Origin of the sequence: Cardinium endosymbiont of Nabis limbatus (assembly GCF_965196625.1) — a bacterium.
Lineage (GTDB): Bacteria > Bacteroidota > Bacteroidia > Cytophagales > Amoebophilaceae > Cardinium.
This window is the reverse complement of the sequence record NZ_OZ239769.1, coordinates 819,396-832,711: the sequence shown is the minus strand read 5'-3', so window position 1 is coordinate 832,711 and position 13,316 is coordinate 819,396. Positions and strand designations below refer to the sequence as shown.

General features: G+C 34.4%; 6 protein-coding genes. All 6 read left to right on the top strand.

Annotated elements, in window-relative coordinates; genetic code table 11:
• Positions 1-172 precede the first annotated feature (172 nt).
• The 6 genes from ACOALF_RS03800 to ACOALF_RS03775 all read left to right on the top strand — a co-directional run bounded on the left by ACOALF_RS03800 (position 173) and on the right by ACOALF_RS03775 (position 13,298).
• Complete coding sequence (locus ACOALF_RS03800; protein ID WP_419241175.1) at positions 173-7,432, top strand: ankyrin repeat domain-containing protein; 7,260 nt, start codon at positions 173-175, stop codon at positions 7,430-7,432.
• Between the two features lie 51 nt (positions 7,433-7,483).
• Positions 7,484-8,410 carry a peptidase domain-containing ABC transporter gene (locus tag ACOALF_RS03795; RefSeq protein ID WP_419241174.1) on the top strand — a complete coding sequence of 309 codons (927 nt, stop codon included), beginning with the start codon at positions 7,484-7,486 and terminating at the stop codon, positions 8,408-8,410.
• Between the two features lie 33 nt (positions 8,411-8,443).
• On the top strand, positions 8,444-9,835 hold the full coding sequence (locus tag ACOALF_RS03790) for an HlyD family type I secretion periplasmic adaptor subunit (RefSeq protein WP_419241173.1): 1,392 nt from the start codon (positions 8,444-8,446) through the stop codon (positions 9,833-9,835).
• A gap of 12 nt (positions 9,836-9,847) precedes the next feature.
• Positions 9,848-10,393, top strand: a complete 546-nt coding sequence (locus ACOALF_RS03785; protein ID WP_419241172.1) for a cysteine peptidase family C39 domain-containing protein — start codon at positions 9,848-9,850, stop codon at positions 10,391-10,393.
• A complete protein-coding gene (locus tag ACOALF_RS03780) occupies positions 10,359-11,957 on the top strand; it encodes a type I secretion system permease/ATPase (RefSeq protein ID WP_419241171.1) in 1,599 nt (532 codons plus the stop codon). The genes ACOALF_RS03785 and ACOALF_RS03780 overlap by 35 nt, the downstream gene beginning before the upstream one ends.
• A 126-nt stretch (positions 11,958-12,083) precedes the next feature.
• The gene (locus tag ACOALF_RS03775; RefSeq protein WP_419241131.1) at positions 12,084-13,298 is read left to right on the top strand and encodes an IS256 family transposase; all 1,215 of its coding nucleotides are present in this window, start codon (positions 12,084-12,086) and stop codon (positions 13,296-13,298) included.
• The last annotated feature ends 18 nt before the right edge of the window (positions 13,299-13,316 follow it).

The following is a 13,316-nucleotide window of genomic DNA, read 5'->3' as shown; positions in this document are numbered from 1 at the left end:
ATAATAAATAAAAAGGGGTTTAAATTTTATTGTTAATATTAGTATCATCTGCTTAGTAATACTTATCATATTTTCTATCCCCCTAAAAATAATCCTAGATTCTTTGCAAGCTAGAAAATTTAATTGCGTTATAGAAATCTCACGATGCTTATGTAGAAATGTATAAGTCAAAATGATTAGTAAAATGGTAATGATCAATGTAAAAGGAGAATCTTCAGGTCAAGGACCGGTAGCTAAGAAACTAAGTCTAGACCCAGGTAGCTCTATTCCTGCCAGTGCTCAGCAACCAGGTGTTCAATCTACATCTACTGGTAACCAGTTACAAAAATTTTATTCTAAAGAAGGATTAGTACACACTTTACATGGAAATATTTACCAATTAAAGTTGTTAATGTTGTTTTTAAAACGAGCGTTGAAACAAAAGTACAGTTTCCGGTTGGGTACTGAAGTAGAGACTGCAGCAAAATTTGATGATTTAGTTTTTCACTATAAAACAGGTACAGAAAGTAGTTGGACGTATCGTTTTTTACAAGCTAAACATAAACAAGATGAGTCTAGAAAGATTAATGTTCATGACTTACTAACGGATAGAGATGATGATTTTAGCCTGCAAAAATATTTTATATCCTACTGTAAGATTAAGAAAGATCTTAAGGAAGATATTAAGAAACAACATAAAGAATTCACAGATGCAAAAATAGATGCAAAAACAGCAGCGGCATTACAAGATTTCATTCTCTGTACTAATATTGACTTTGATTTTGATAATAGTTTTAATCAACCGGATTTGAAAAAATTGTTGGGTAGTTCACTCTATCTTAAGCCCGTACCTGAGGACGATGATATTTTAGATGTATCTACTCCAAGCAAAAATCCTCAACGTTATCGACTGGTTGTAGATGAACAACATGAGCTATATGAAAAATTGAGAGAAACCTCTAATTTATACTTACTAGCAAAGGAGTTAGCTGATCATGTGCTAAATAATAAAAAGCTAGAGTTAAGATCTGACATTTTTAGAAAATATCATGTTGCACTGGTAAACGAAAAGGTAATAGATAGAAACACTAAAAAGCTTCATAACGATTTTATTGAAAATAAAGTATCTAGGGTGCAAAAATTGCGTGAGATCTTTTTTAAAGATTTTAAAAAGCGTGCAAAACTAGATTTTGAATTGAACAAGAACCCTCAGCTCTCTGATGTACAAATATTTGCTAAAGAGATTGCCAGGTTAATAGAAGAGACTAAAGATCATGTTGTTACAATTGATAGAAGCAAATATAAAAAGAATGCAAAACAAGGATCTATAGAAAGAATTGTCGCAGATAATATTCAGGATGGTAGCCCATTAGCTGGACATATCTTAGTAGAAGATGAAGAAGGCAAAAATCTAATATTTAGTTCATTATTCTTGGATGATAATAATCAACTACCAGGTAACTTAGAGGAGTTTAAGACTGCACTGAAAGCAGCACTTCAGACACAAGGAATAAATTTTAGTAACCTTAAGGATTATAAATTTATAATCAACAATTTCAAAACTTGTAAAGAAGAGCAGTTAGGTTCAAAGCCTGAATTGCCAAATGACGAGATTGAAGATAGTGCAATTAAAGCATTCTTTGAAAAGTTGGTTTTTGCAGTTAATCAACCTAATGAGGAGGCTTTAGGAAGCATTATTGCAAGGGAAATAGGTAAGGATAGTAAATTTAATTTACTTAATGCTGATTTGGTAAGTGATTCATTCCAAAGAAGAATGTTAGATTGGTTTAAGGAGAAGCGAAAAGAAAAAGGAAAGGAGGGAGAATGGCTTACTGAGCAACATGGAGCAGAATTTTTTAATTCGATAGAAAGTAAAATTAATACTATAATAGCTACAGGTTTCCATTTAGTATATCGTGAAAAGCTTGAAGAATATGGTATTGATTTTGATGAGAATCCTATCAAAGATGAGTTAAAAACCTTCCTTTCTGGCAATAGAAAATCAACTTTTCACGTTTTTGACGAAGCAGATAACCTATTCAGCGCCATTAAGGTTTACCGTTCTCTAGAAAATTTGAAAGGATCTCCTGAGGAGCTTATTAAAAAATATGCTAAAAGCTTAATTTTTATAAAATTAACTACCTTATTGCGACCAGAGGCACAAAGACTAGTAATAAATACTTTTAACTCAGAGGACGGCCATTACTTATTAGTCATAACATGTAATTCTAAAGAAAAAAAGGTAGTAGAGTTACATCAAAAGCTATCTGAAGTAATAGGGAGTAAGCCAGAGAAAAAAATCATTCTTATTACTAAAGAAAAAGAAGACCCATTAGCTAGTAAGTTTGCGTCTAATGCTGAACCTCCAATAGAGGATACTACTCGCTTCAGTGATCTTAAGCCTACATCACAAAAAAAGCTCTTAGGAAAAAATTTGATACTTCTCCAAGAAAAAGGAGAAAAAACGAGTTTAAATCAATTAATACATCCATTCCCAGTAGACATTATAGATGTCAATACATTCGTTGATCTTATTCAGGATAAAGAGATAAACATAGGTAGCCAACTGACAGATTTAGGTAAAGTTAAGGATTATTATATAGATCGTAAATTCTATCAAATAGAGATAAAAACGAATATAGAAACAGATAGAGCCTTCCCGGATAAGTTGGGTTACACAAAGGAGAATTTTAATCAGTTATGTGAAGAAAGCCCTGATTCTAATATTCATTGGTTAAAAAGTGAGTCAGGTAAATTAATTTGGCAGCAATCACAAGGCTCTGTATCTGCATTACGTAAATATATTCAATCTGGCGAAAGTCGTATTAATTATTATTCAGAATCAGATTTATTGAATCATAGTGTTGGACATAAAGTAGTAGTCATTGCTGATACTGCTGGGATGGGGAAATCGACGGTTCTAACTAGCTTATCCCAAGCAATGAAAGATAAAAGTTCTTGTAGATGGGTAATAAGAATTAATCTAATCAAGTATACTGATCAACTAAATGAACTAAAAAGTAACCAGTTTAATAAGGATCAAGCAATAGATTTCTTGCTGAACAAACTATTAAAGCTTAATGATAGTCTAGAAAAGAAGTTATTAGAGAAATATCTTGATTTTGGTTCTAATAATGGAATGCAGGTGGTAATACTACTTGATGGTTTTGATGAAATTACCCCAGATTATAAAGATATAGTAATTAATTTGCTTGGCGAGTTAAAGAAGACTAAAGTGGAAAAATTATTGGTCACTACTAGACCAAATATGAGAACGGATTTAGAAAGTAAATTAAATGTGCTTGCCTATGATTTAAAGCCCTTTTCTAAAGAAAAAGATCAAATAGATTTTTTAGCTTTATTTTGGAAGCAAAAATTCAATCAAGAAAATTTTTCTCAAGTTAATGATCAAAAATTAAAAATTTATGCTAATGAATTAATTACACTATTATCTGGATCAACTAGCGGTAAACAGACAGAATTTACTGGTATTCCGTTACACATAAGTATGGTAGCAGAGGTTTTTTATGAAAATAAAGAGGGAAAGCAAGAAAAAGCATGGCAAGGATGTAAAGAGTTTTTAGATACTACTAATATTCCGAATCAAAAACCAACACTACCAAATCAATTTAATATTGCAGAGTTATATGAACGCTTTGTAAAAACAAAATTTTATGATATACATTTTAAAGAGAAGCGAGAAATAGATTTTACAAAACCAGGGATAAAAAGGACTTTCGATCGAGATTATAAAGAATTTATAAAACAACAACAAGAATTAGCACTATACGCATTGTTGAATAATGAAGAGTTTACAAAACTATCTTCTACAAATCAAGAGAAGATTAATGGTTGGATACAGGATATTAAAAGTGGAGATGAAAACCAAGGCATAATTGATCAAATTATAGATGATAAACCACATTTTACCCATGCTACTTTTGCAGAATATTTTGTTTCTTTTCCTTTTGCTGAAAAGATGGTTAGTGATTTTAGTGGAACACTTGAACACGTTAATAAAATATTACCTAATACCTCTCCTATTTTTATTAACAGTATAATTAAGCAATTAGAAGACACAAAAAGAACAGAAGGTCTTGCTTTGTTAGAAGGTAAACCACTAATAAATTTTGCTGCTCAAAATGGTTATTTGAACCTTGTTAAGACTTTACTAGAATCAAACCATGATGCTTGGCCGCAATCTGATAATCTAGGAAAAACACCATTGCATTATGCTGCTGAACATGGCCATTCAGATATTGTTGAGTACTTACTAAATTATAATAATGATATTCTGGAAAAAAATATTTTAGAGCATGGGACCTTTAAAAAAGAAGAATATAGAGAGTCGCAATTGGTCAAGTTTGTGAATAAACCAGATAATGATGGTAAAGCTGCTCTATATTATGCTGCCAAAAATAATAGGATGGAAATTGCTTGCGATTTATTATTAAAAGGTGCTGATAGTAGCCAATTAAATGAAGACACAAGACCATTAGTATCATATGTTATTGAACAAGTTCATGGCGCCTATGCAAATCAAGATCATAAGCTAAGACAGATAGAAGAGAAATTATTGTTACAAGATCCAAGTGCAGCTTCTACACTTAGGTTAAGTTATGAATTTCCCAGGTTACTTTCTTACTTTTTTATGCATGGACGTGTCCAAGTAATTATAGCCATACTAGATACTATAAGCAACACAGAAATAAGGAGGAATTTACTCAATCAAGATGATAATGGTATTACACCCTTAGATCGTGTTAATCTTAGTAAAGAACTAAGTGATGATGATAGACTGAGGATTACAAAGTATTTAGTAGATAACGGAGGCACAAAAACTAACTATGAAGTTGATTATACATCTGAAGAGGAGGGATCTAGTTATTATACAAAAATTCTACAGGCAGCTGCTAGAGATGGTCATATAAAAACCTTTAAATATTTTATAAATCAAGAAAATCGCGACTACTATTATCTACATTTATATCAGGCAACTCGGAATAATCAAATTGATATTATACAGTATTTATTTGATAATCACAGAGAAGATATTAAACATGATGGAAATACTGCATTACATAGTGCAGTTGATTCTGGAGCAAACTTGAAAAACATTAAATATTTGATTGACAGCGGAGAAGACGTTAATGCTAAAAATGATCGAGGTGAATCTCCTTTATTTCAGGCAATATATGCCAAGCGTGGACTAAATATAATAAGATACTTGATTGACTGTGGAGCTGATGTTAACATGCAGGATAATGAACTTAAAACACCTTTGTATTACGCTATAGAAAACGAAGATACAGATCCAAATGTTATAAAATATTTATTAGTGACACGCAATGCAAATATTCCTGAATCAGTAAGGAATCAAGCTGGATTTTTTAAAAATCCACATGAATTTGATTTGAATCTTATTGACGAAAACGGTATGCCTCGTTTGCATAAGGCTATTCAATCCAATGATATAGACTGGGGTAAATTTATTATACGTAAAGGCGGAGATATTAATCTTAAGGATAAAGAGGGTAAAACACCGTTACATTGGGCCTCTCAGTTGCAACAAATTAAAATTGTAGAGTTACTGTTGCAGTATGGTGCTATGTATAATGTAGTTGACTTGAATGGGAAGACACCCCGCAATCTATTAGAAAATCCTAATTTATTGAATGAAAGAAGTAAAAAAATTGTTTGGTTACTGGATACACTGGATCAATTATTTAATAGTAAAAATTTGATCCAGGATTTAAATGATAAGTTATTATCAGATACTCAACATGGAACACAGTATTCAGACGCATCGGACACACACAATCCAACGCTATTTATTCTTAATGCGCAGGATAATAAAAATAATGCTTTGCTACATTTAGCTACTGATAAGAATGATCAACAAGCTTTGATAGCTTTATTAAAAGCTAACCAGGACTATCTAAAAGAAAAACGACAAGGATGGTCTCCTCATTACAGAGATTATCAGTTTAGGTCAATAAATGGCGTAAATAAAGATGGTAATATGCCTATACATATTGCAGTTATAAAAGGTAATACTAACATGGTTCGTTTACTGTTAAATAACGGAGCTATTTTTAATGCTAAGAATAATGCAGGCCGTACTCCTGAAGAACTTTCAAATGAGCATAATATACCTGATACATTATTGCAATCGGTTAACGCATTCTTTAATGCTGTTGATAGTGGTGAAAAGCAAGTAATCGAAGATTATACCAATAAGGATAGAACATTAAAATGGATTGATATTAGGGACAAAAGTGGTAAAACCGCACTACATCGCGCTGCTTCTTCTGGTAAGATTGATATTATACAGTTATTATTAAATAATAATGCAGATATCGATTCTTTAGATGTTAACCATTATACACCACTCCACTTTGCTGCTGAAAATGATAAAATGGAAATTGTTAAGTTTTTATTGCAACAAGGTGCTAATTTTAATGTTAAAAATAAAGAAGGAAAATCGCCGTTTGAACTTATAGAGAACCAAAGTTCAAGGTTACTTGGTTCAATTAATGAATTGTTTATTAGTATAGATAGCGATAATCCTGAAGGTATTATTAATCATTTAAAGATCATAGACATAGCAAAAACGCATAATATAAAGATTGAGACTATTGTTAATGTACGGGATAATCAAGGAAACACTCTTTTGCATTATGCAGCTGAAAATGGTTATTTGGATATTGTTAAATTTCTGTTACAGCATGGTGCCATCTTTAATAGTGAAAACAAATTTAAAAGTACCCCAAAAGAATTTACTTCTAACAAAAATATAGTTGGCCTATTAAGTTCAATTGACGAAATATTTAAGTATACCAATCATATTCATCAAACACAGGTTGATATGAAAATTATTACGAATGTTCGTAATGATAAAGGTATGACAATACTACACGCAGCTGTTGAGGAAGGGAACAACCATATTGTTGTAGCATTATTAAAGGCAGGTGCAAATATTGATGCTGAAGATATTTATAATAATAAACCTCTTTATTATGCTCAACAAGAATATACTAAAAATATTTTAGAGAAAATAGGTACGTTTATTGTTAAGGTGCAAGAACAGGTGCAAGCTTGTGGGATAGAAAAAGCTGTCTCCGATGTAATAGCAACGCCTGAGTTATATACGCAAGCCATAAAGACAGTTCCCCAGCAGTTAGCTACAGGAGAAGTAGAGACTATTCCGCAGCTATTATGTGATAAAATAGTGCAACAGTGCCTACAACAAAACTCCTCACTGGAAGCTCCACCTGAAGTATTGGGAAATACTACAACAGATGTGAACCTTTTAAAGCAATCTATCTGTAGTATGACACCGATAGATCAGGTTACTGATTCTACTCCACAGATGGGCAATACCTATAACGCCAACTATGCACTTATTCAAAATAGTATAGACCATGGTAATAGAAAGTGCGTTGGCTTGTAGTGAGTTGTTACTAAAACTAGAAGGTATTATGGAGCTAGTGATGTTATTCATTTGAAGATTACCCTTGGTCAACTTATTGCCTTTAATATGTTGGCGCAGCATTTTTCGCAACCCTTATCTAAACTAGTTGAACTATGGAGTAAGCTTGTCCAAGCTAAAGTAGCCGTAGATATCTTGGGTGATACGCTAAATTTACCAGTAGAGCAAGCATTTCAAGGAGAACCCTATGCCTTACAGGGTTCCATTACTCTAGATCAGGTATCTTTTCGCTATAAACCAACTGGACCACCGATATTGCAAGGTATTTCTTTACATATTCAATCCGGTGCGCAAATAGGTATTGTAGGTGCATCAGGTTCTGGAAAAAGCACTTTAGCTCGTTTGTTACTACGACTCTATTTACCAGAACAAGGGCAAATATTATATGATAAAAAGTCCTTAAATGCACTAGATTTACGTAATTTGCGTCAACAAGTAGCTGTAGTACTGCAAGAAAACTATTTATTTAACCGTACGGTCCGTGATAATATTGCGCAATCGTTGCCTCAAGCTTCGTTGGACGCAGTTATAGAGGCAGCCAAGCTATCAGGCGCCCATGCGTTTATCTTGCGTCTACCTATGGGTTATGACACCCTACTAACTGAAGGCGGTAGTTCTCTATCCGGCGGGCAAAGGCAACGTATTGCCATTGCACGTGCTTTATTAATTAATCCTAAAGTACTGATTTTTGATGAAGCTACTAGTGCTTTAGATGATGAGTCGCAAGCTTTCATTCAAGCCAATATGAATAAGATAGCTGACGGTCGTACGGTCATTACGATCGCCCATCGTCTATCCACTGTGAAACATTGTGATTCCATTGTTGTTTTACAGCAAGGACAAATTATAGAGCAAGGCACTCATGAAGCCTTATTAGGGCTAAATGGTAAATATGCGCGATTGTGGCGTTTACAGCAAGATTTAAAATTAGAAATCTAACTATGGATCTCTTTAACTTTAAGTAAATTATGTATGCAACGGTTATATAGAATAATACGTACGTTTATACAACAACGATATATTGCTTGCTTTTCCAAGAAGCATCGTAGTGATGATCAATATGCCTTTCTGCCTTCCTATCTTGAGTTAATAGAACGCCCACCTTCACCTACTGCTCTGGTAACATCTATTACGATCACTACTTTAACTTTATCAGTATTCATTTGGGCTTGTTTGGGTCAATTAGATATTCATGTATCGGCTACTGGTCGGCTTACTTTGCCTAGTCGTTCTCAATTAGTTCAACCCTATGAAACAGGAGAAGTAGTAGAGATTTTAGTACAGAATGGCCAACATGTGACAGCTGGAGAGAGGTTGTTAGCCCTAAATATAGTAGGATCAGCACAAGAAATAGAGCGTTGCCAAGAAGAACACTTATTTCAGCAACTAGCAGTGGCTCGTTATCGCGCGCTGCTTAGCAATGATCCATTGAATGGCTTAATCCTACCAAATGCTATAGAGGCATCTATAGCAGCAAGAACTTACACTTATCTTACCAGTATCTGGGAAGAATATCAATCGATGTTGTCTAAATTCGATGCTGAACTAAAGACCAAGCAGTCTGAGCAAATAGCTCACCAAAGAAGCCTAGATGGACTACAAAAGCTAAAAATGAATATCCAAAAACGTTTAATTTCAAGTCGGGAGTTAGCTAAATCTGACTTTATGGCTAAAATGACGTTATTAGAAAAAGAAAAGGAGGGATTAGAGATACAGTTATCCATAGCTACTAAGCAAGAAGAATTAAAAGTGTTACAGACTAGCATCGATACGTTGCGAAAGGTAAAAGCTAATTATATAGCACAAAAACAGCTAGAATGGCATGATAACTTAAATAAAGCATCATCTTCCTTATTAATAGCCACGCAAGAATTAGCTAAAGCTCAAGATCGTGGACGGTTACAAATATTGAGAGCACCACTAGATGGCACTGTACAACAACTGGCTATTCATACTATTGGGGGTATTGTTCAAGTCGCACAAATTTTAATGGTGATAGTGCCTTATGATGCCCCACAACAAGCAGAAATTGATATTGCCAATAAAGATGTTGGCTTTATTCGTCCTGGACAATCTGTAACTGTTAAAGTAGAAGCCTTCCCTTATAGTCGTTATGGTACCATTAGTGGTAAGGTGCTTAGTTTATCACGTGATTCTGTTAAACGCAGTGAACAAAATCCCGAATTAGTCTTTCCAGCTCAAATTGAACTAGATCAAAATCACATGGTTATAAATGATCAGCTGATTACTTTAACTCCTGGTATGACTATTACTACTGAGATTAAATTAGGGAAACGGCGTATCATTGACTATTTACTGAGTCCAATTAGAGAATATTGTGCTGAATCCTGTAGGGAGCCATAAATAGAAGAAAAAATGATTAGAGGGAAATATGGTATACCAGCCATTGTTAAAGCTGCTGAATATTTTCAACTAGTAGTAACTGAAGCATCATTAGGCCATAAGATGGATATAGATTGCGAGCAATTAACCGCTTTGGATATTTGCTTAGCTGCTAGGTATGCGGGTTTACGTGCTAAATGGTATCAAAAGATAGAAGATAATTTACAAACAACATCACTACCGATATTAGTCTGCTTAAATGGTCAATGGAGTGTAATTGAAAAAATAGAACCAGCATATTGGTGGCGTTATGATCTGGATACTAAACAGGTTTATCAAGAGCCACTTCCTACTCCTATTAATGGAAAATATAATATCCCAGTAGTGTTACTGGCAGAAAAAGAGATAAAAATATCAGATACTCAATTTGGGTTAAGTTGGTTTTTGCCTTCCATATTACGCCATATCCCTCAGTTACGAGAGGTTCTAGCTTTATCCTTGGTATTGCAATTGATGGATCTAGTGAGTCCTATATTGTTTCAAAATGTTATTGATCAAGTATTGGTTAAGGGGTATTAATAGTTTGCAAATATTGGCACTAGCTATAGTAGAATTAGCTATAGCAGAACCTATACATGGTTACCTACGAGGTAAAGTTTTTACTAATTTGGCTAGCAAAATTAATGCTGAACTTTCTGCCAGATTATACCGCCATTTATTAACGCTACCACTAGACTATTTTAGCCAGCGACAAACGGGTCAGATCGTTGCACGGATCTCTGAAATGAATCAAATTCGTCAGTTCCTTACTGGTTCAGCCTTAATGCTGGTATTGGATACTGTTTTTATCTTGATGTTTGTAGTGGTTATGTTTAGCTATGCTAGCTTATTAGCCTATATTGTACTAGCATCTTTAGTACTATATGCTGTATTTTGGTTGATGATTGGTCCCCTATTACGTAACCGTGTTACAAAACAATATGATGCTAGTAACTTAACTACCGCTTATTTAACTGAAATGATAACCGGTATAGAGGTGTTAAAAACTACTGCTACTGAACCAGATTTCCTTAAACGTTGGCAACAGGTCTTAGCAGGTCAATTACGGGCTACCTTTTCAGCTAAAAAACTGGCTATTACTGCTAGCCAGGGAATTAGTCTTATACAAAAGCTAATATCCGCCTTATTATTATGGTTGGGCGTAAAAATTGTCTTAGCAGGCGAGCTCACTGTTGGTGGATTAGTAGCTTTTAATATGCTGGCCAATCATGTAACCCAGCCTATTTTACGCTTGGCGCAAATATGGCAAGAGTTCCAGCATACTTTAATAGCACTGCGTCGTATCGGTGACATATTAGATATGCCATCAGAGGCTGGTAGTAAAGGCGTAGTATCTCTTCCAACATTAAAAGGTAAGATTGAATTTCAGGATATCCGTTTCCGCTATCAACCTGATACAGCAGAAGTTTTAAAAAATCTATCTTTTACGATTCAAGCTGGAACATTTGTGGGCATTACAGGCCCATCAGGATCAGGTAAGAGCACCTTAACGCGGTTATTACACTGTCTATATATTCCCCAACATGGCCAAATTCTAGTAGATGGTATGGACGTAGCTATTGCTGATCCCACTGCATTACGGTCTAATATGAGTGTTGTATTACAAAATAATATGTTGTTTGCTGGATCGATAGCGGATAACATTAAATTATGTTGTCCTGAAGCCAGTGAAGATGCGGTTATCCAAGTAGCCAAATTAGCTGGAGCGGATGGTTTTATTAATATGCTTCCCCAAGGATACCAAACCATGCTCGGTGAAAGAGGTAGTGGATTATCGGGTGGTCAGCGTCAAAGGGTAGCTTTAGCCAGGGCATTACTGGTGAATCCACGGATTTTAGTTTTAGATGAAGCCACTTCTGCGCTTGATTATGAGTCTGAAGCAGCTATTATATCGAATATGGACCAAATTTGTTACAACCGTACTGTGATCAGTATTGCCCACCGACTCAATACCATTAGACATGCGGATCATATTCTAGTGCTAGATCAGGGTCAGCTTATTGAGCAAGGCAGACATGCAAAACTATTACAACAGAATGGTCTTTACGCTAAGCTTTGGGCTTTACAGACTATGGGCAGCTAAGGAATTTAAGATTATGTAGACTAGGGATCTAGTCTGAACCTATGAGTTTGTAAATAAAATTGTGTAAATGCTTATTATTAACTAATCTAACGGATTAAATCGTTAGTTATAAATGAGTCATAAGCAATGGAACAACAACAAATAAATATAGATCCAAATCTACTAAATGAATTGTCGAAGTCTATTAAGAGTGAAAAAGATTTAGCTATTCTCAGCAAGCAACTATTAAAAATCACGGTAGAACGTGCTATGGATGCAGAATTAGAGGATCATCTTGGCTATGAAAAGCATGCTATAGAAGGCAGGAACACGGGAAATAGCCGTAATGGTTACTCTCCTAAGCGATTAAAGGGTGATTTTGGCGAAATGGAAATTAATACGCCACGTGACCGAAACAGCACGTTCGATCCTCAAATCATTCGCAAAGGGCAAACTCGCTTCACTGAATTTGATGAACAAATTTTGGCTCTTTATGCTAGAGGGATGACTACCAGAGATATTTCAGATACATTCAAAGAGCTGTATGGTACAGAGGTATCACACAGTTTAATTTCGAAAGTAACTGAATCTGTTATTGAGGAGATTACTGTTTGGCAGAATCGTCCATTAGAAACAGTATATCCCATATTGTATTTAGATTGTATCGTTATCAAGTGTCATCAAGATAAACGCGTAATCAACAAATCAATTTATTTGGCATTAGCCATTAATTGTCAAGGGCAAAAAGAATTACTTGGTTTGTGGATAGCAGAAACCGAAGGTGCAAAATTTTGGCTCTCAGTATTAACTGAGTTAAATAATCGTGGCATTAAGGATATTTTTATTGCTTGTGTTGATGGATTAACCGGATTTCCAGATGCTATTAATACAGTATTTCCAAAAACCAAAATTCAGTTATGCATTGTTCATCTTATTCGTAATTCGTTACGTTATGTACCCTATAAGGACATGAAGTCCGTCGCATCGGATCTTAAAGTTATTTATCGCGCTATTTCTCTTGAGCAAGCGGAAGAAGCACTTCTTATTTTTAGTGAAAAATGGGATAAAAAATATCCAGCTATTAGTCGTTCATGGCATAAAAATTGGAGCAACATTATAACTATTTTTGACTATCCTGATGAAATACGAAAAATTATTTATACGACCAATGCCATTGAATCACTCAATAGCGTTATTAGAAAATCTATCAATAACCGTAAAATTTTTCCTAATGACCAATCTGCATTAAAAGTAGTATATTTAGCCATACAGAAGGCATCACAAAAGTGGACTATGTCTTTACATGATTGGAGAGCGGCTCTGAATCGATTCGCTATCGAATTTGAGGGAAGATTCTCCTAAAAAACGGCACTTACACAA

What these genes read in the sequence shown, in the direction of transcription:
- ACOALF_RS03780 (WP_419241171.1), top strand. Translation starts at nt 10,359, where the DNA reads ATGTTATTGATCAAGTATTGGTTAAGGGGTATTAATAGTTTGCAAATA.
- ACOALF_RS03800 (WP_419241175.1), top strand. Translation starts at nt 173, where the DNA reads ATGATTAGTAAAATGGTAATGATCAATGTAAAAGGAGAATCTTCAGGT.
- ACOALF_RS03775 (WP_419241131.1), top strand. Translation starts at nt 12,084, where the DNA reads ATGGAACAACAACAAATAAATATAGATCCAAATCTACTAAATGAATTG.
- ACOALF_RS03785 (WP_419241172.1), top strand. Translation starts at nt 9,848, where the DNA reads ATGATTAGAGGGAAATATGGTATACCAGCCATTGTTAAAGCTGCTGAA.
- ACOALF_RS03790 (WP_419241173.1), top strand. Translation starts at nt 8,444, where the DNA reads ATGCAACGGTTATATAGAATAATACGTACGTTTATACAACAACGATAT.